Here is an 18,255-nt window from a genome sequence, read left to right as displayed (position 1 = left end):
CTTACTTCGCCTGGATCTGATCGAACACGCCGCCGTCGGCGAAGTGCGTGGCCTGCGCCTTTGCCCACGAACCGAAGATGCCGTCGATCGTCACCAGTTCCAGCTTGGGAAAGCGCGCGATGTCTTCCGCCGCCGCGTGTTGCGGATAGCGCGGGCGGTAGTAGTGCTTGGCCGCCAAGCGCTGGCCTGTCGGTGAGTACAGGTACTTCAGGTAGGCCTGCGCCGCCTCGCGCGTGCCGTGCTTGTCCACGTTGCGGTCCACCAGCGCCACCGGCGGCTCGGCCAGGATCGACAGCGAGGGCACCACGATGTCGAACTTGTCCGGTCCCAGTTCCTCGATCGACAGGAAGGCCTCGTTCTCCCACGCCAGCAGCACGTCGCCGATGCCACGCTGGACGAACGTCGTGGTCGAGCCGCGCGCCCCCGTATCGAGCACCGGCACGTTGCGGAACAGTCCACGCACGAAGTTGCGCGTCTTCGCCTCGTCGCCCTTGAAGATCTTCAGGCCATAGGCCCAGGCCGCCAGATAGTTCCAGCGCGCGCCGCCCGAGGTCTTGGGATTCGGCGTGATGACCGAGATGCCCGGCTTCACCAGATCGTGCCAGTCGCGGATTTTCTTCGGATTGCCCTTGCGCACCAGGAAGACGATGGTCGAGGTGTACGGCGCGCTGTTCTCCGGCAGGCGCGACTGCCAGTTGGCCGGGAACAGCTTGGCGCGCTGGGCGATCGAATCGACATCGTAGGCCAGCGCAAGCGTCACCACATCGGCTTCCAGGCCATCGATGACCGAGCGCGCCTGCTTGCCGGAACCGCCGTGCGAGGTTTCGATGCTGGCCTTCTGCCCCTTGGTCTTCTGCCAATCGGCGGCGAACGCGGCATTGAACTCGCGGTAGAACTCGCGTGTCGGATCGTACGACACGTTGAGCAGCTTGATGTCCTTGGCGCCCGCGGCCGTGGCCAAGGTCAGGCCGAAGGCGAGAAGTGTGTTGCGGATGTGACGTCGGATAGTGGGTTTCATCGCTTGTCTCCGGGAATCAGAAGGCGACCTGCAGTCGCGAGAACACGGCCTTTTCGTCTTCGCGATCCGCGCCGGCGGCGGCACCGCCCTCGAACTGCGTGTCGAGGTAGTTGACGACCAGCTTCAGGTTGCTGGTGAGGTACCAGTTGACGCCCAGCGTCCAGGCCTTGGCGCGCCGCGCGGCGACCACCGGATCGGCGAACAGCGGGAAGGCATCGTCGTCGATTTCCAGTTCGCCGTACCGCCCCACCAGTTCCCACGCACCCCAGCCACTGCCGGGACTGAACGGCTTCGACGGCTTCACCACGCCGCGGTAGCTGGCATCTTCGCCGGTCAGCACCCAGCTCGCCGTCGCCTGCCAGGCGGTGTTCTCGAGATCTGCCCGCGTGCCTGCCGCGGCGCCGCTGGTGATCAACAGTTCCTGCTTCGACGCGATGTATTCGGCCAGCAGGCCGAACCGGCCGCGATACAGATAGCCCTGCGGCGAAATGCGGCTGTGTTCGCCATCGGCCGCCACCGCCGTGCGGTAGTTGAAGAACTGCGCCTGGCCTTGGGTGCGATAGCGCGGCAGGAAATTGTTGCCCGTTCCCTGCTTGTCGCCGAGGCTGCCGGCGATGCCGAAGCCGAGCCCCGACCACGAACTGCTGGTGTTCTTGAAGGGCTCGAAAAACAGGCGACCGGCGTATTCGAACTCGTCGTCCGGATTGGTGGTCGCAGCGTCGCGTCCGTCCGGTGCGCCGTTGTAGACGCCCGCCACATAACTGACGCGCCCCTCCGCGAATTCGCCCTGCGCCTGCACGCCAAGGTCGCGGTTGGGCGCCAGTTCGGTGGGGAAGCTGCGCTCGATCAGTCCGATCGCACTGCCGGATTGCAAGCGTTCCAGGCCGATGGGGCCCTTGACCTTGCCGGCGCGCAGGGTGAAGGCCGGGTCCAGCTTCACATCGACGTAGGCGTCGACGATCGTCGCGCTGTCGCCGGCGAACTCGGGTGTCAGCCGGAACGCCACCAGCTTGCCCAGCGATCCCTCGATGGTCGGGCGGATGCGACGGAACAGGAACGTGTCGTTCTGTGGCACCGCGTCGTCGTCCAGGAAGAAGCGTGCGTCGCCCTGCACCAGGCCGCGCAGCCTGAATTCGAAGTCGCCGTTCCCGGACTTGAGCGAGGCGCCCTTGTCGTTCACTGCGATGACAGGAGCGTCCTTGGCCTTGGCGGCGGCTTCTTCCTGCTGCAGTTCGAGGCGACGCTCGAGGATGCGCAGGCGCTGGTCCAGATCACCCAGGGTCGCCGGGCCCGATTCGTCCTCCGCGGCCACGGCGGTCGGCGCGTCGCCGACACGGCGTTCCAGGGCTTCCAGTCGCTGCAGCAGTTCTTGCACGGTGGGCTGGCTCTGCGCGGACACGGGGAGCGCCAGCGAACAGGCCAGTGCGCCCAGGATGGCGACGCCGCTGCCTTTTCGCTTGCGTAAGTCCGAGTGTCTCCGCATGACCGCTTTTCCCCGCGTGAAGACCCGTGATGGGCCGGAGAGGCGATGCTGCGGGCGCACATCCGGGCAGGGAAATGACGAAACGGGGGGCGCTTATGCCGTACGTGCATGACGTGGCCGGGCGCCGCGCGGGCGACGGGTAGAATGGTGGCTCTCCCGCCCATCTTCCCGCCATGTCCAACGCGCTGACCGCCCACTACGCCACCACCCTCGACGAGATCCGCGCCCAGGGCCTGTTCAAGGCCGAGCGCATCATCACCAGCCCGCAGGCGGCGGAGATCACCTTGGCCGACGGGCGGACGGTGCTGAACTTCTGCGCCAACAACTACCTGGGGCTGGCCGATCATCCGGACATCATCCAGGCCGCGAAGGACGCCCTGGATACGCATGGCTTCGGCATGGCGTCGGTGCGCTTCATCTGCGGCACGCAGGATCTGCACAAGCAACTGGAGAAGACGATCGCCGAGTTCTTCGGCACCGAGGACACCATCCTCTACGCCGCCTGCTTCGATGCGAATGGCGGCCTGTTCGAGCCGTTGCTGGGCGAGGACGACGCGATCATCTCCGACGCACTGAACCACGCCTCCATCATCGACGGCGTGCGCCTGTGCAAGGCCAAGCGCTTCCGCTATGCCAACTGCGACATGGCGGATCTGGAAGCGCAGTTGCAGGCGGCCGATGCCGCCGGCTGCAAGACCAAACTCATCACCACCGACGGCGTGTTCTCGATGGACGGCTTCATCGCCCCGCTGGACGAGATCACCGCGCTGGCGAAGAAGTACGACGCGCTGGTGCACATCGACGAATGCCACGCCACCGGCTTCCTCGGCGCGACGGGCCGTGGCTCGGCCGAGGTGAAGGGCGTGCTGGACCGGATCGACATCGTCACCGGCACGCTGGGCAAGGCGATGGGCGGCGCGCTGGGTGGCTTCACCACGGCGCGGAAGGAAGTGATCGAACTGCTGCGCCAGCGTTCGCGCCCTTACCTGTTTTCCAACTCGCTGCCGCCGCATGTGGTGGCCGCCGGCATCACGGCGTTCGAGATGCTCGATGCCGCCGGCGACCTGCGCGAGACGCTGGCCGCCAACACCGCCTACTTCCGCGAAAAGATGACCGCCGCCGGTTTCGACATCAAGCCGGGCGTGCACCCGATCAGCCCGGTGATGCTGTACGACGCACCGCTGGCGCAGCGCTTCGCCGAACGCCTGCTGGAGGAAGGCATCTATGCGATCGGCTTCTTCTTCCCGGTGGTGCCGAAGGGACAGGCGCGCATCCGTACGCAGATCAGCGCCGCGCACACGCGCGACCACCTGGACCGCGCCATCGATGCCTTCATCCGCATCGGCCGCGAACTGGGCGTGCTGAAGGTCTGATCGAGGGAGCGGCGCGCCCGCGCGTCAGCGCGCGCGCCTGGCGGCGCTGGCCGTCGTCTTCGGCTTGGCCGGCGCGCCCTTGGCCACGCGGATGCCGCGGGCCTTCATCCACGCATCGAATTCCTCGGCCGTCATGCTGCGGCCGTTCTGCTGCATGTCGAAGCGATGTCCGTGCGGACCGGCCTTGACCGTGACGATCTGGTCGGGAGCCGTCTTCTTCGTGGCGGTGGCCGGCGATGTCGAGGCGCAGCCTGAGGACAGGCCGAAAGCGAGCAGCAAGGCGCCGCACAGCGGCAAGCGCGAGGTCGAACGGTACATGGCGATTTCCCCAAGGTCGGCGTGAGCGAGTGTAGGCAGCTGCCTGGCCGCGAACCCGGACCGCCGTCGCGCAATCAGCGCCCGGCGGTCGGCGCGAGCGCGTCGCGCTCATGCGGCTCCAGCCTGCGCCAGGCGCCCTTGGCCAGTTCGCCCAGCGCCAGCGATCCCACCGCGACGCGCACCAGCCGCAGCACGCCGACATCGAACGCGGCCAGCAGGCGACGGATCTGCCGGTTGCGCCCTTCCTCCAGCACGATCTCCAGCCAGGCATTGCGCTCGCCGCTGCGCAGCACGCGAACGTCACGGGCGGACAGATGCTCGCCATCGACGTCCACGCCGGTTTTCAGGCCTTGCAGCAGCAGGTCGTCCGGCAGTCTGTCGACCTGCACGTGGTACGTCTTGTCCGGGCCCGTCGCGGGATCGGTGATGCGCGCGGCCCATTCGGGGTCGTTGGTGAACAGCAGCAGGCCTTCGCTGGCCTTGTCGAGCCGGCCCACCGGCGCGACCCACGGCAATCCCGCGCCGTCCAGGCACCGGTAGACGGTGTCGCGCCCCTGCTCGTCGCGCGCCGTGGTGACCAGGCCACGCGGCTTGTTGAGCATCAGGTAGCAGCGCTCCGGCAAGGCGTTGGCCACGCCGTCCACCCGAATCACCGCGCGACCGGCGACCACGGGGAACTCGGGATCGCGCACGATCCGCCCATCGACGGACACCCGGCCTTCGATGATCCAGCGCGCAGCTTGCGTGCGCGAGCACACGCCCTGCTTGGACAGCACGCGGGCCAGCCCATGCCGTGTCCCCTGCTCCGCCGGCACACGGGGACGCGCGCTACGCGAAGCGTCGCGGGAAGGGGGTCTGCGCGAGGTCATGACGGAGCCGACAGGAAAACGGCCGGGTGACCGGCCGTTCGTGGATCAGTTCTTCTTGGCGGGCTCGGCGGGTGCCGGAGCGGGCGCTGCCGCCGGTGCGCCGGGCGCCTTCACCACGCGCACGCCGCGCGACTTCATCCACGCATCGAATTCATCGGCGGTCATGCGCTTGCCGTTCTGGCTCATGTCGAACCGCCACGGCGTGTTGTCGTGCGCCGTCTTCGGCTGGTATGCCGCGGAACTGCCGGTGGCAGCGGTGGCCGACGGCGCGGCGGGCAGGGCCTTGGCGACGTTGCGGCAGCCCTCGATGCGCAGGCGCATCAGCACGCGATCGACCGATTGCGACTCATCGAACCCATGCGATGCCAGCACGCCCGACGGCGCGCCCAACTGCGTGGCGGCGGCAGTGAACTCGGGTGCGACCGGTGCGATCACCGTGGCCGGCGTCTTCAGCGGCGCCGGCACCAGGCTGCCGCTGCAATCGGGCGCCGCGTGGGCGGCGGGAATCGCGGCGATGCACAGCACACTGGCGAGGACATGACGGCGCATCGGCACAACTCCTGGAGGTTTCCTGCGGGACGTGCCCGGAGTGTAGGCAGCGTCTCATGGCATGGCAAGAAATAGGGTGCCGCGCCATGCATCAATGCAGAAAGACGGAAGCACGGTCACGCAAATGCCGCGTACCGTGCCGGAAAAAACGAAGCCCGGCGCAAGGCCGGGCTTCGGGTGTTGCAGGAAGAGCGTCCGATCAGTTCTGGACGTTCAGTTCCGTACGACGGTTACGCTCGCTCTTGCAGCCCGGCAGGGTCTGCGCGGTCGGCTCCAGCGGACGGCTCTCGCCGTAACCGATCGGGCCCACCAGACGCGAGGCGCTGACACCGTTGCTGGTCAGGTAGTCGTACACGGTCTGCGAACGACGCTGCGACAGCGACTGGTTGTAGGCGTCCGCACCGCACAGGTCGGTGTGGCCGGCCACTTCGACGCGCAGGTCGGGGTAGCGCTTCAGGATCTCGGCGGCTTCGCTCAGGATGGCGATCGCGTCGGGACGCAGGGTCGACTTGTCGAAGTCGAAGTTCACGCCCTTCAGGTCGATCGAAACCTGCACCGGGCAGCCGTCCGGACCGATGGTCTGGCCAGCCTGCGAACCGGGGCACTTGTCATCGCAGTTGTTGACGCCGTCACCGTCGTCATCCAGGTCCGCGCAGCTCGGCGCAGCCGGCGGGGCCGGCGGAGCAGCGGCTTCGGCCTTCGGACCCAGCGGGATCACGACGCCGACCGAGGCGAGCACGTCGCCGAACCAGTCTTCCTGCGGAGCCGCAGCGCTCTGGTCGTCGAAGTCGGCGCGGTAGGCCAGCTCGGCACGCACGCCGACGCGGTTGTCGAGCGTGGTCTGCAGGCCGACGCCCAGCTTGGCGGCGAGGTTGTTGTCACGACGCTGGTTGGAGGCGTTGATCAGCGACTCTTCTTCCGAACGCTGCATGCCCAGGCCCGCCACGATGTACGGGTTCCAGCCGCGGCCTTCCTGGATGAAGTGGCGACGCAGGTCCAGCGAAACGCCGTACTGGCTCCACAGGGCATCCTGGTTGTCTTCGAACTTCGGGTTCTGGTAGTTCAGTTCACCGTCCAGCGACCAGTTCGGGCTGATGAACTTGCCCAGGCCCAGACCCAGGAAAGGGGCGTTGCGCGTGGTGCGGTCATCGTCCTGCAGGTTGAAACCGGCCGAACCGGTGAGGTACCAGCGGTCATCGAACTCCTGCGCCATCGCGTGGTTTGCGAGGCTCAGGCCGCCCAACAGCGCGGCGCAGAGAATCTTCTTGTTCATTTGCAGCTCCTTTCCTTGTAGAAGTTCAGTAGTTAGAGAAACCGAAGCACTTCACTTGCGGCGTTTCTAGTTGTTATTCGAGGCGACAGGCATCCGTCGCCTTGCTGAACAGATTATGCGGGGGTACGTGAAGACTGTGTTAACGGTACCATAACAAGTCGGGCAAGGTTAACACTCCTGAAGGGAACTGGCACAAATCTTCACATTCGGCGGGGACCCTGCGCGACCGATAGTCGGACCGCGCCAAGTCCCCTGCGGCGAGACGGACTGGTGCAGGGACGTGCCTTGGTAATCCGTGCACGAGGACGGATCCTCGCGACATGACCGCCCCCGACCTCGCCCCGATCCTTCCCAGCCTGTTCCTGTCGCACGGCTCGCCGATGCTGGCAGTGGACGATTCGCCCACCGGCCGCTTCCTGGACCTGCTGGGAGAACGGCTGTCGCGACCGCGCGCCATCGTGGTGGCCTCCGCGCACTTCGTCCACGCCCGCCCGACCGTGACCGCGGCCCCTGCGCCGGAGACGATCCACGACTTCGGCGGCTTCCCGGACGCGCTGTACCGGATCACGTATCCGGCGGTGGGCGCGCCCGCGCTCGCCCACGACATCGCCGGACGCCTGACGGCCGCCGCCTTCGAAGCGCGCGAGGATGCGCAGCACGGCCTCGACCACGGTGTCTGGGTGCCGCTGCGGCGTATGTATCCGGCCGCCGACATTCCGGTGGTGGCGCTGTCCGTGAATCCTGCCCAGAGCGCCGCCTGGCATTACCGCCTGGGGCTGGCATTGGCCCCGCTGCGCAAGGAAGGCGTGCTCGTCGTGGGGTCCGGTGGCTTCTCGCACAATCTTCGTGCGCTGGACTGGCAGCGTGGGCAGGCATCGGCATATCCCTGGGTGACGGCCTTCACCGATCCGCTGCGCGCGGCCCTGCTGGCCGGCGATCTGGCCACCGCGCTCGAATGGAACGCGCTGCCGTACGCGCAGCAGAACCATCCCACTCCCGAACACCTGTATCCGCTCTACGTCGCGCTGGGTGCCGGTGGCGGGGGCGCCCGGGGACGGCTGCTTCATCGCGATGTCGAGATGGGCGGGCTGGCGCTGGACGCGTTCGCCTTCGACACCGACTGACTACGCCGACAGTCCGCGCTCCCACGGCGGGTGCTCGCCGAACGCGTTCGACAACACATCCACGAAGGCACGCACTCGTGGCGGCACCAGCCGGCGTTGCGGCATCACGGCGCTGATCGCGGTCGTGGGCAGCGGAAAGTCGGGCAGCACGACCTTCAGGCGCCCCGCACGCAGATCGTCCGCGACATGCCATAGCGAGTGCACCACGATCCCCTGCCCGGCCAGCGAGGCATCGCGCAGCACTTCGCCGAAGTTGCTCTCGAAGCGCCCCTGCACGCGCACCGCCACCTCATCGCCGTCCGGCGTGCCCAGCCGCCACACGTCCTGACGCCCGCCCGTGCCGAACAGCAGCAGGCAGTCGTGGTCGGCGAGTTGCGCCGGCGTTTCCGGCGTTCCACGTCTATCCAGGTACTCCGGCGAAGCGCACAGCACCCTGCGGTTGGGGGCGATCCGCCGCGCGACCATGCGCGAGTCGTCGAGTGCGCCGATGCGGATGGCAAGGTCGAAGCCCTCGCTGACCAGGTCCACCACGTTGTCGCTCAGATGCACGCTCAGGCGGACCTTGGGGTGGCGGGCGAGAAAATCGGGCAGCAGCGGCGAGACGTACTGGCGCCCGAACGAGGCCGACATGGTCACCCGCAGCGTGCCGGCGACGTCGCTGGCCGCTTCGCGCAGGCCGCTGCCCAGCGACTCCAGTTCCTCCACCAGCACCCGCCCCTGCTGCGCCAGCGCCAGTCCTTCGGGCGTGGGGTGGAGGCGGCGCGTGGTCCGATGCAGCAAGCGCACGCCCAGATCCTTCTCCAGCCGCTTCAGGCGCTGGCTGGCGACCGCCACCGACAGGTCCAGGCTGTGGGCGGCAGCCGTGATGGAGCCAAGGTCCAGCACGCGCAGGAACAGGGTGAGGTCGCCGACACGGTCCATTTTCAATAATCCATTGAAAGTGATTCGTCATCTTCTCGGTTTTATACCGTCAGGGAAAGCGTCACCCTGCACGCCTCCCCGGAATGACCACCCTCCATGTCTCCCATCCCCTCCCCCGCGCCACGCATGCCGCTGGGCCTGTACGCGCTGACCGCCGGTGCGTTCGGCATCGGCACCACCGAGTTCGTCATCATGGGGCTGCTGATGCAGATCGCCGCCGACCTGCAGGTTTCGATCGCCGCCGCAGGCCTGCTGATTTCCGGCTATGCGCTGGGGGTTTTCGTTGGCGCGCCGCTGCTGACGGCGGCGACCAGCCGGATGCCACGCAAGGCGGTGCTGGTGGCGCTGATGATCGTGTTCACCCTGGGCAATCTGGCCTGCGCGCTGGCGCCGAACTACGAACTGCTGATGGTCGCGCGGGTGATCACCTCGCTGGCGCACGGCACGTTCTTCGGTGTCGGTGCGGTGGTCGCCACCGGCATGGTCAGCGAGGACCGCAAGGCCTCGGCGATTTCCATCATGTTCACCGGCCTGACCATGGCAACGCTGCTCGGCGTGCCGGCCGGCGCATGGCTGGGCCTGCAGTTCGGCTGGCGCGCGACGTTCTGGGCGGTCACTGCCATCGGCGTGCTGGCGACGCTCATTATTGCGACGCTGGTACCGGCCGACCGCAGCGCGCCGGCAGCGCTGTCGTTCCGCGACGAACTGCGCGTGGTCACCCGGCCGCAGGTACTGCTGGGCCTGCTGATGACGGTGCTCGGCTTCGGCGGCATGTTCACCGTGTATACCTATATCCAGCCGCTGCTGACGCAGGTGACCGGCTTCGCCGATGCGGCGGTGTCACCGATCCTGCTGGTGTTCGGCGTGGGCATGATCGTCGGCAACCTGCTGGGCGGCCGTTTCGCCGACCGTCGCCTGGCGCCCGCGCTGCTGGGCACGCTGGCCCTGCTGGCGCTGGTGATGGGCGCCATGACCTTCGTGCTGCACAGCCGCTGGGCGATGATCGCGTTCACCGGCCTGCTCGGCGCAGCCGCGTTCGCCACCGTGTCGCCGCTGCAGCTCTGGGTGCTGCAGAAGGCCAGCGGCGCGCAGAGCCTGGCCTCCAGCCTGAACATCGGTGCATTCAATCTCGGTAACGCGCTGGGCGCGTGGCTGGGCGGCGTGGTGATCTCGCAGGGGCTGGGCCTGTCGGCGCTGCCCTGGGTCGCGGCGCTGGTGCCGGCCTCCGCGTTCGCGGTCGCCTTGTGGGCCTTGGCGCTGCAACGGCGCCAACGCTACACGCTCGCCGCCGACGCGGGCTGCGCCTGATCCGCCGTTCGTCTCATCGCCTCTTTCCACCGCGCGCCGCATCATCGCGGCACGCGTCCTGACTCCCCCACGAGGATCCCCCATGAAAGCCGTCGCCCTGACCCGTTACCTGCCCATCGACGACCCGCAATCGCTGGTCGACGTCGAACTCGACACGCCCGTCGCCAGCGGCCATGACCTGCTGGTGCGCGTGGAAGCTGTGTCGGTGAATCCGGTCGACACCAAGGTGCGCTCGCCGAAGCCGCAGGTGGAAGCGCAGCCGAAGGTGCTGGGTTACGACGCGGCAGGCATCGTCGAAGCCGTCGGCGACGCCGTCACCCGCTTCAAGCCCGGCGATGCCGTCTACTACGCCGGCGACATCACCCGTTCCGGCAGCAATGCGCAGTTCCAGCTCGTCGACGAGCGCATCGTCGGGCGCAAGCCGGTGTCGCTCGACTTCGCGCAGGCGGCTGCGCTGCCGCTGACCACGATCACTGCGTGGGAGCTGCTGTTCCACCGCATGCCGTACACCCCTGATGGTGGCGGCCACGGCCAGTCGCTGCTGGTGATCGCCGGTGCCGGCGGCGTAGGCTCGATCGCGATCCAGCTGGCCAGGCGCGCCGGCTTCACCGTCATCGCCACTGCGTCGCGGCAGGACACCATCGACTGGTGCAAGGCGCTGGGTGCGGACCATGTGGTCAACCACCGCGAACCGCTGGCTCCGCAGCTGAAGGCGCTGGGCTTCGACAGCGTCGACGCCGCCCTGAACCTGGCCGACACCGACCATTACTGGACCGAACTGGGCGAACTGCTGGCCCCGCTCGGCCATGTCGGCCTGATCGTCGAGCCGCGCGGCGAGCTGCGCATCGGCGACCCGTACAAGGCCAAGAGCCTCGGCATCCACTGGGAAATGATGTTCGCCCGCCCGCGCTTCCGCACCGCCGACATGGGCGAACAGGGCGCGCTGCTGGACCGCGTGGCCGACCTGCTCGACGCCGGTGAACTGCGCGGCACGCTGACCGGCACGCTGTCGCCGATCAACGCGGCGAACCTGCGCGAGGCGCATCGCCGGCTGGAGTCGGGCACCACCGTGGGCAAGCTGGTCCTGGCAGGCTGGTAAGCGCCGCCAAGGGCCTCGGGGCGGGACCGCGCCCGGCTCGCTACCGGCGGCCGGGCGACTTGCGATATCGTGACCGGCCGTTGCGCATTCCGGCGCGATCCGCCCGTCTTTCCGATCCCTGCCATGCCCTCTTCCCCGGCGCCGCGGCGTCCGTCACATCACAAGGCCGGCCCGACCGGACGGCCGCCCCGGCGATGACCCAGCCGCCGTCGTTGTTCCCCCTGCTGCCCGGCGGGCTGTTCGGCCCGCTCGCCTCGGCCAACCGCGAGCACTACTGGCTGCTGCTGTGCCGGCTGTTCGACGAATTCTTCGGGCCGGATGCGCCGGTGCCGCCGAGCATGGGGTTCCAGCGTCGCGAGATCACCGCGGCGCTGGAGCGCTACCTGCTGGCCGACGACCCGTGGGAAGACGAGGACGGCCAGACTCCGGACACGCCGCTGCCGGTGCGGGTCAACAGCATCTACGAGCGCTTCCGCAGCACGGGATGGCTGCGGCAGGAACGCATCGGCGCGCGCGAGATGGTCACCATGCCGCCGGTCGTGCACCAGTTCCTCTCGCTGCTGGTGGAATTCGCCGAGCACGGCCCGACCTTCGTCTCGGCCAAGATGCGCTCGATCGAACACCAGCTGCAGCAGGTGGCCGACGGCAGGGCGTCCGGCGATGCCCTGGACGAAGCCGCCGACCAGGCACGGCGACTGCTGGTGTCGCTGTCGTCGATGAGCCTGCAGGTCCGCGACCTGATGCCGGAACTGAGCAAGGCCGAATCCACCGCGCAGTTCGCACGCCAGTGGTTCGAGCGCTATGTCAGCGCATTCTTCATCGGCGACTACGCCGAACTGCACAAAGGCGACCATCCGCTGGCGCGACGCAGCGCGATCCTGTCGGTGGCGCAGCAGATCGAGACCGGCGAGCGCCGCACCGCGCTGCAAGCGTGGTATCGCGAACACGTCGGCGGTGGCGATGACGCGCGCGGCGACCAGCGCTTCGCGCGCAGCCTGCGCCGGCTGCGCGAACTCGATCGCATCGACGAATACCTGGGCCGGCTGGACGACGACATCCGCCAGGCCAACCGGCGTGCGCTGGCCTTCCTCGACTACCGGTTGCGTGCGCCGGACAAGCTGGACACGCTGTTGCGCCGCGCCTGCCGCGGCGTGCAGCACGCACCGGAAGCTGCGCTGCGTTTGCCGGTGGCGCCGGGCGCGCTGATGGACGCGGCGCGCCTGCGCCCGCCGCGGCAGAAGCCGCAGTCGATCCCGCGCAGCGCCAACGCCACCCAGCCCCCCACCCCCGAACAACTGGCCCGGCTCAGCCTGCTGCGGCGGATGAAACGCGCGCGACTGGTCAATGCCGACGACATGGCGCGCTACATCGGCACGCACCTGGACAACCGCGACGAGGTCGAGTCCGGCGCGTTCTCCATCGCCAGCATCGAAGACCTGCGCGCCTACCAGACCCTGCTCACGCTCGCCCTGCGCAGCCATCGCACCGGCGGCCTGCGGCGCGAAGACCCGCTGGGTCGCCTGTTGCGCGGCTGCCGCGTCGAGTTGCTCGACGCCGGCGGGCGCGACGACAACGGCTACCTGCGCGCGCCGCGCTTCGTCGTGCGCCGCATCGGCCAGCCTTCACGGAAAACCGCATGAAACGCAGCTGGACCACCCTCAGCCAACTCTCCAACGGCGTCTACGCCGTGCAGGATTTCGAACGCGCCGCCTACCGGCTGGTGGTGGAGCAGGTGCTGTACGCCAGCGACCGCAGCACGCGCCTGGCCTACCACCTGGTGGAAGATCACTACGACGATTTCGTCGCCGCGCTGGCGCCGCTGGGCATCCGCCTGGAGCGCAACGCGCACTACCGCTACGTGGTGGCGCTGCCCGCGCATGCCGAGGGCGTGCCGGTGACGCTGGCCGAAACGCTGTTGCTGCTGGTGCTGCGGCAGCGCTACGACGAGGCGATGCGGCAGGGCCTGGTGGAGGACGAAGGCGTCGTCACCGTGGAGCTGCCCGAACTTCAGGAGGCCTACCAGGCGCTCGCCGGACGGCCGATGCCCGAGGTCGGCGCACTGCGCGAACTGGCGCGCACGCTCAAGCGCTGGGGCACGTGCCGGCTGGTGGAATCGGAACCCGACGATCCGCAGCCGTTCCACCTGCATGTGCGGCCCGCCATCGTCGAGATCGTCGGCGAGCAGTGGCTGCAACGCCTGGACCAGCACAACCGCGACGACGATGCCGACGCGGCCGACCACGACGACGTCACGGAGGACGGCGATGCAGCAGCTTGAGCGCGTACACCTGGTGCAGTTCTTCCTGTTCGAGGCGCAGACCCTGGAACTGGATGCCACCACCGCCATCATCGCGCCCAACGGCGCCGGCAAGAGCGCGTTGCTGGACGCGCTGCAGATCGTGCTGCTGGGCGGCGACCGCAGCCGCATCCGCTTCAACGCGCAGGCCGGCGGCAGCCACCGCGCGCGCACCATCCGCGACTACTGCCTGGGCGTGTTCCGCAGCGGCGATGACGGGCGCAAGCGGCGTACCGCGACCACCTACATCTCGCTGGTGTTCCGCGACACCGACACCGGCGACGTCCTGACCGCCGGCATCGCGCTCGGCGCGTCGGTGGACGAGCCCGACCACCGCCTGCATGGCCTCTATCTGCTGCCGGGCGTGGCACTGGAGCTGGCGGACCACGTGGAGCAGGTCAGGGGCAAGGAGCTGCCGCTGGCGTGGACGACGTTCCGCGAGATGGCGCTGCGCCGCTGCAAGGCCGCCGGCGGACAACCCGAACTGCATACGGTGGCCGAGCGCTTCGTCAAGGACCTGCTGCTGCGCTTGCGCGCTTCGCCCACGGCCAATCCCGACATCAATGCCTACCGCAAGGCGTTCCTCAACGCGCTCAACCTGCAGCGCGTGGAAGACGTGGACCTGTTCGTGCGCACGCTGGTCGCCGAGGACCGGCCTACCGATATCGCCCGCTTCCGCGCCCTGCTGGAAAGTTTCCGCCAGATCCGCGACCGCATCGAACAGGTGCGCCAGCGCATCGATGCCGCCGAAGGCGTCGAACAGCAGTACAACCGCATCGCGGCGCAGGCCGTGCGTGCCGCGTCCTACCGCGCACTCGCGGCGGAGTACGCGCGCGATCTGTACGGCGAGCAGCTGGAACAGGCCGAAGGCGCGGTGACCACGGCGGAAGACGCGCTGGCCGCTACGCGTCGCCGCCTCGTGGATACGCGTGCCGAGCGCGACATCCTGCGCGACGAACAGTCACGCGCCCATGACCGCCTGCAGGGCAGCACCGGTTATGGCGAACAGGCGCAACTGGACGAACTGGCCAACCGCGACCGCGAACGCCTGGGGCAGGTGAGCAAGGAGCTGCTGCGCGAGATCGGTTTCGTGCGCGAACAGTTCCGCCAGCTCGATGCGCTCGCGCTCGACGGCATCGACGCCGTCGCGTTGCAGTCCGCGCGTGCCGACTGGGATGATTGGCATGCGACGCTTTCGGCGCTCCCGGACGGAGATGCTCTGCCGTGGACGCCGGAGGACCTGTTCGCGCGCGTCCGCCAGGCGCTGCGCGCGACCGCGCCGTTGCGCGAACAGGTCGACCACCATGCCCGCCAGTTGCATGCCGCCCACGACAAGGCGCGTGATGCGCTGGCCACCGCACGCCAGAACCAGAAGCGGTTGGCGGCCGGCCAGGCGGAGCTGCACGCCGACACCGTGCGGCTGATGAGCTATCTGCGCGAGGCTGGCATCGATGCCCGCCCGGTCTGCGACCTGGTGCGCGTGGCCGACCCCGCATGGCAGCCCGCCATCGAGGCCTACCTGCGCAGCAACGTCGAGGCGCTGCTGATCCCCGGCGAGGACGAGGAGCGCGCGGTCAAGCTGTATCGCAGCCTGTCCGGCGGACGCTCGGTCTATGGTGTGAAACTGGCGCTGTCCAGCCAGGCACGCGATGCGCGCAACAAGGACGCAGCAGTCGGCAGCGTCGCCGCGCTGCTGGAAGGCGTCAACGCCGACGCGCTGGCGTTCCTGCGCCGGCAACTCGGCGAACTGCGCTGTGTGGAAACCGAGGCCGAGCTGGTGCGCAGTCGCCAGGGTCTGACCCGCGACGGCCTGCTCGCGCGCGGCGGCAGCATCGAGCGCCTTCGCCTGCCGGCCGCAAGCGATCTGCGCATCGGCGCGTCGGACAACCGTGCCCGCCTGCGCGTGCTGCACGAGGAAATCGAAAAAGCCGAACGCGACGTGCGCGAAATCGAGCCGCGCCTGCGCCGCGTCGACGACAGCCAGCGCGGACTCGCACGGCTGGCCGATGCCGATGCGGTGGCACAGGCGCTGCACGAACGCGCGCTCGAACACCGGCAGGTGGCTGGGCGCTACCGTACCGCGCAGGAAAACCGCCTGGCTTCGCTGGACCCGGACCTGCTCCGCCTGTCCGACGCCGTGCGCGAACTCGCGGCGCAACTCGGCGAGTGCGAGGCCCGCACCGATGCCCTGGTCGGGCAGGAAGCGGTCGCGGTGGCCGACCTCGACCGCAGCCGTCGCCTGCTCGCAGGCCTGCGCCAGCAGGAAGAACTCGTCGCCCGCCGCGCGGTGGAAGCCTTCAAGGACCCCGATGTCGATCCCAACCTGATCGAACGACACCGCGACGAGCTCGACAGCAAGGTCGAGTCGCTGGAAGAGCGCGGCAAGACCTGCGAGCGGCGCGCCGACGAGAGCGACCGGCAGCTAAGCAAGCTGCTGCCTGAGGCCTGGAGCGCACTGGCGCAGTACGCGCGCGATCACGGCCTGGGCGTGGACTTCGACGCCAGCGCCTGGCGACCGGCGCTGACGCTGCTGCGCCGCGAACTGACTCAGCTGCGCGACACCGACCTGGTGCGCTACGAAGGCGAAGCGCGCCAGGCCTACGACACGGCCGTGGAGACCTTCCGCGCCAGCGTGGCCGCCGCGCTCAACGACAACTTCATCCGCCTGCGCCAGCAGATCGCCACGCTCAACCGCACCCTGCGCAGCAGCCCGCCGTTCTCCAACAACGAGCGCTACCAGTTCCATTACGAGGTGGTGCCGGAGTTCCGCGAGCTGGAGCGCTTCATCCGTCGCGCGGTAGATGTCGGCGGCGAGGACACCCTGTTCGGTACCGCCGGTGAGGTGCCGGCGGCGTTCCGCGAGCTGATCGAGGACGGCGCCGCCGCGCGCACCGCCACTTCGCCGCTGGACGACTACCGCCGCTTTTTCCGCTTCGAGGTGCAGATCCGCCAGGACGACGCCGTGATCGGCACGCTCAGCGAACGCATGCGCTCGGGCTCCGGCGGCGAACACCGCGCGCCGCTGTACGTGATCGCCGGTGCGGCGCTGGCCGCGGCCTATGGCAAGAACGAAGCGCATGCGGGCGGCATGGGCCTGATCCTTCTGGACGAATTCGGCGACAAGATCGACGCGCAGAACGCGCGCGCCACCACCAACTACCTGCGCTCGCTCGGCCTGCAACTGGTGCTGGCCGCGCCCGACACCGCGCAGGGCACGCTCAGCGGCGTGCTGGACAGCTATATCGAACTGTTCCGCGACGGCGACCTGCTGCAGGCCGAGCGCATCGAAGTGCAGGCAGCCGCGCGCGCCCTGCTGCTGTCCGACCAGTTCGACCTGCATCCGGAACTGCTGGCCGAGGAGACCGCCCGCATCGAAAGGCAGCAGGCGCCGGTGTGAGCGATCCGCGGCGCGTGCTGGAGCGGCTGCTGCGCAAGGGCGAGCGCGCCCGGCTGCGCGGCGATGCCGCTCCCGCCTCGTTACCGATGACCGAAGCCAGCGCGCGCGACTACCTGTCGCTGCGCACGCTGGTCGAACGCGAGACCTTCCATGCGCAGGTGGCCCTGGCCGAGCGCGCCGGCGCCATCGCCGTGCAGCGCGACCGCCACCGCGGCGATGGCGAACACCTGCTGCGGCTCACGGTGACCGACCTCCAGGCCCTGGCGGACCACCTGGGCCTGCCCTTGCTGGACAGCCGCGTGCGCGAAGCCGCCACCGTGCTGTCGCCGTGGTTGCCGCTGTTCCCGGTGCTCGCCGAGGTACTGGAGGCGTGGCGTGGCGACCGCAAGGTGCGGGGCCACGGGCCGGAAGCGGCGCACGACCTGGCCGATGCCGCACTGGCGGTGCAGGCCCGCCTCGCCGACGACGCCCACGAGCGCATCCTGCGCCGCGAGAGCGCGCGCCTGTTCGCCGGCCGTCCGCAGGCCAGCAAGCGGCTGGAACAGCTCACGCCCTGGCTGGACCTGCTGAGCGGCGGCGCGCTGGTGGCGGACGGGGTGGTGGAGAAGGAGCACGTCTGGGCTGCGCTGGGCTTGCGGCGCGAACCGCAGCCGCTGCTGCTGGCCGGCACCGGCACGCTGCTGCTGGACGGCGGCGTGGAGTTGCCGCTCGCCACCGCCTTCCTCGGCGTGCCGGTTGACGCCGTGCAGGGCGTGCGCACCTCGGCCACCTGCCTGCTCAGTGTGGAGAACCTAGCCAGCTTCCATGACGCGGCGCGCGCAACGGGCGCAGATCGGACCCTGCTGCTCTACACCGGCGGCATGCCGTCGCCGGCCTGGCGCCGCGCCTACGCCCGGCTGCTGGGCTCGCTGCCGGACGATCTGCCGGTGTGGCATTGGGGCGACATCGACGAGGGCGGCTTCCGCATTGCCGCCGTGCTCGCGGAAACGGCCGCCGCCAGCGGACATCGCCTGCAGCCGTGGCGGATGTCGCCGACGGACGGAGATCGCGTGGACGGTCAGCAGGGGCACGTGCCGACGCCCGCCGTCCTCGCCGCGATGTGTCGATGGGCCGAACGCGCGGGCTGGGACGGCGTCGCCCTCGCCCTGCGTGCGCACCCGCTGTGCCGGGAGCAGGAAGCCCTGCCTGCCGAATTGCCGCACGCCACCGACCCTCCACCCTGACCCC

The 18,255-nt window shown here is 69.1% G+C and carries 15 protein-coding genes; 8 read left to right on the top strand and 7 right to left on the bottom strand.

Annotated elements, in window-relative coordinates; genetic code table 11:
• Position 1: 1 nt before the first annotated feature.
• Together ASD77_RS10725 and ASD77_RS10720 are read right to left on the bottom strand one after the other, a co-directional pair.
• Complete coding sequence (locus tag ASD77_RS10725) at positions 2-1,018, bottom strand: sulfate ABC transporter substrate-binding protein (protein ID WP_055941378.1); 1,017 nt, start codon at positions 1,016-1,018, stop codon at positions 2-4.
• A gap of 16 nt (positions 1,019-1,034) precedes the next feature.
• Positions 1,035-2,501, bottom strand: a complete 1,467-nt coding sequence (locus ASD77_RS10720; protein WP_055941375.1) for a porin — start codon at positions 2,499-2,501, stop codon at positions 1,035-1,037.
• Positions 2,502-2,674: 173 nt separating this feature from the next.
• Here ASD77_RS10720 and kbl point away from each other — a divergent pair, with 173 nt between their 5' ends.
• Entirely contained in the window at positions 2,675-3,874 is a 1,200-nt protein-coding gene (gene kbl, locus ASD77_RS10715) for a glycine C-acetyltransferase (RefSeq protein WP_055941374.1), read from the top strand.
• Positions 3,875-3,898: 24 nt separating this feature from the next.
• Here kbl and ASD77_RS10710 read toward each other — a convergent pair whose 3' ends face one another.
• From ASD77_RS10710 to ASD77_RS10695, 4 genes are all read right to left on the bottom strand, one after another.
• Entirely contained in the window at positions 3,899-4,192 is a 294-nt protein-coding gene (locus ASD77_RS10710; RefSeq protein WP_055941372.1) for a hypothetical protein, read from the bottom strand.
• A 74-nt stretch (positions 4,193-4,266) separates the two neighbouring features.
• A complete protein-coding gene (locus ASD77_RS10705) occupies positions 4,267-5,061 on the bottom strand; it encodes a pseudouridine synthase (RefSeq protein ID WP_055941370.1) in 795 nt (264 codons plus the stop codon).
• 45 nt (positions 5,062-5,106) lie between these two features.
• Positions 5,107-5,610 carry a hypothetical protein gene (locus tag ASD77_RS10700; RefSeq protein ID WP_055941368.1) on the bottom strand — a complete coding sequence of 168 codons (504 nt, stop codon included), beginning with the start codon at positions 5,608-5,610 and terminating at the stop codon, positions 5,107-5,109.
• Between the two features lie 199 nt (positions 5,611-5,809).
• Positions 5,810-6,883, bottom strand: a complete 1,074-nt coding sequence (locus tag ASD77_RS10695) for an OmpA family protein (RefSeq protein WP_055941365.1) — start codon at positions 6,881-6,883, stop codon at positions 5,810-5,812.
• Between the two features lie 320 nt (positions 6,884-7,203).
• Here ASD77_RS10695 and ASD77_RS10690 point away from each other — a divergent pair, with 320 nt between their 5' ends.
• Positions 7,204-8,007 carry a class III extradiol ring-cleavage dioxygenase gene (locus tag ASD77_RS10690; protein ID WP_055941363.1) on the top strand — a complete coding sequence of 268 codons (804 nt, stop codon included), beginning with the start codon at positions 7,204-7,206 and terminating at the stop codon, positions 8,005-8,007.
• Here the strand turns inward: ASD77_RS10690 and ASD77_RS10685 are convergent, their stop codons facing one another.
• Positions 8,008-8,928, bottom strand: a complete 921-nt coding sequence (locus ASD77_RS10685; RefSeq protein WP_055941361.1) for a LysR family transcriptional regulator — start codon at positions 8,926-8,928, stop codon at positions 8,008-8,010.
• 96 nt (positions 8,929-9,024) lie between these two features.
• On the opposite strand from ASD77_RS10685, the gene ASD77_RS10680 reads away from it, so the two are divergent.
• The 6 genes from ASD77_RS10680 to ASD77_RS10655 all read left to right on the top strand — a co-directional run bounded on the left by ASD77_RS10680 (position 9,025) and on the right by ASD77_RS10655 (position 18,251).
• The gene (locus ASD77_RS10680; protein ID WP_055941360.1) at positions 9,025-10,236 is read left to right on the top strand and encodes an MFS transporter; all 1,212 of its coding nucleotides are present in this window, start codon (positions 9,025-9,027) and stop codon (positions 10,234-10,236) included.
• Between the two features lie 82 nt (positions 10,237-10,318).
• Positions 10,319-11,335, top strand: coding sequence for a zinc-binding alcohol dehydrogenase family protein (locus ASD77_RS10675; RefSeq protein WP_055941358.1), 1,017 nt, complete (start codon positions 10,319-10,321; stop codon positions 11,333-11,335).
• 194 nt (positions 11,336-11,529) lie between these two features.
• A complete protein-coding gene (locus ASD77_RS10670) occupies positions 11,530-12,975 on the top strand; it encodes a Wadjet anti-phage system protein JetA family protein (RefSeq protein WP_055941356.1) in 1,446 nt (481 codons plus the stop codon).
• Positions 12,972-13,613 carry a DUF4194 domain-containing protein gene (locus ASD77_RS10665; RefSeq protein ID WP_055941354.1) on the top strand — a complete coding sequence of 214 codons (642 nt, stop codon included), beginning with the start codon at positions 12,972-12,974 and terminating at the stop codon, positions 13,611-13,613. Before ASD77_RS10670 ends, ASD77_RS10665 begins: the two co-directional genes overlap by 4 nt.
• Complete coding sequence (locus tag ASD77_RS10660; RefSeq protein WP_055941352.1) at positions 13,600-17,028, top strand: SbcC/MukB-like Walker B domain-containing protein; 3,429 nt, start codon at positions 13,600-13,602, stop codon at positions 17,026-17,028. Before ASD77_RS10665 ends, ASD77_RS10660 begins: the two co-directional genes overlap by 14 nt.
• Positions 17,025-18,251, top strand: a complete 1,227-nt coding sequence (locus ASD77_RS10655; protein WP_055941350.1) for a Wadjet anti-phage system protein JetD domain-containing protein — start codon at positions 17,025-17,027, stop codon at positions 18,249-18,251. The genes ASD77_RS10660 and ASD77_RS10655 overlap by 4 nt, the downstream gene beginning before the upstream one ends.
• Positions 18,252-18,255: the final 4 nt, after the last annotated feature.

The sequence above is a fragment of the Pseudoxanthomonas sp. Root65 genome, assembly GCF_001427635.1.
Classification (GTDB): domain Bacteria; phylum Pseudomonadota; class Gammaproteobacteria; order Xanthomonadales; family Xanthomonadaceae; genus Pseudoxanthomonas_A.
The sequence above is the reverse complement of the archived record's forward strand: the minus strand, read 5'-3'. Positions and strand labels throughout refer to the sequence as shown.

Bases quoted from the DNA above. Each gene is read 5' to 3' on its own strand.
- ASD77_RS10670 (WP_055941356.1), top strand. From the start codon at position 11,530: ATGACCCAGCCGCCGTCGTTGTTCCCCCTGCTGCCCGGCGGGCTGTTC.
- ASD77_RS10725 (WP_055941378.1), bottom strand. From the start codon at position 1,018: ATGAAACCCACTATCCGACGTCACATCCGCAACACACTTCTCGCCTTC.
- ASD77_RS10695 (WP_055941365.1), bottom strand. From the start codon at position 6,883: ATGAACAAGAAGATTCTCTGCGCCGCGCTGTTGGGCGGCCTGAGCCTC.
- ASD77_RS10675 (WP_055941358.1), top strand. From the start codon at position 10,319: ATGAAAGCCGTCGCCCTGACCCGTTACCTGCCCATCGACGACCCGCAA.
- ASD77_RS10705 (WP_055941370.1), bottom strand. From the start codon at position 5,061: ATGACCTCGCGCAGACCCCCTTCCCGCGACGCTTCGCGTAGCGCGCGT.
- kbl (WP_055941374.1), top strand. From the start codon at position 2,675: ATGTCCAACGCGCTGACCGCCCACTACGCCACCACCCTCGACGAGATC.
- ASD77_RS10665 (WP_055941354.1), top strand. From the start codon at position 12,972: ATGAAACGCAGCTGGACCACCCTCAGCCAACTCTCCAACGGCGTCTAC.
- ASD77_RS10660 (WP_055941352.1), top strand. From the start codon at position 13,600: ATGCAGCAGCTTGAGCGCGTACACCTGGTGCAGTTCTTCCTGTTCGAG.
- ASD77_RS10680 (WP_055941360.1), top strand. From the start codon at position 9,025: ATGTCTCCCATCCCCTCCCCCGCGCCACGCATGCCGCTGGGCCTGTAC.
- ASD77_RS10720 (WP_055941375.1), bottom strand. From the start codon at position 2,501: ATGCGGAGACACTCGGACTTACGCAAGCGAAAAGGCAGCGGCGTCGCC.
- ASD77_RS10685 (WP_055941361.1), bottom strand. From the start codon at position 8,928: ATGGACCGTGTCGGCGACCTCACCCTGTTCCTGCGCGTGCTGGACCTT.
- ASD77_RS10690 (WP_055941363.1), top strand. From the start codon at position 7,204: ATGACCGCCCCCGACCTCGCCCCGATCCTTCCCAGCCTGTTCCTGTCG.
- ASD77_RS10710 (WP_055941372.1), bottom strand. From the start codon at position 4,192: ATGTACCGTTCGACCTCGCGCTTGCCGCTGTGCGGCGCCTTGCTGCTC.
- ASD77_RS10700 (WP_055941368.1), bottom strand. From the start codon at position 5,610: ATGCGCCGTCATGTCCTCGCCAGTGTGCTGTGCATCGCCGCGATTCCC.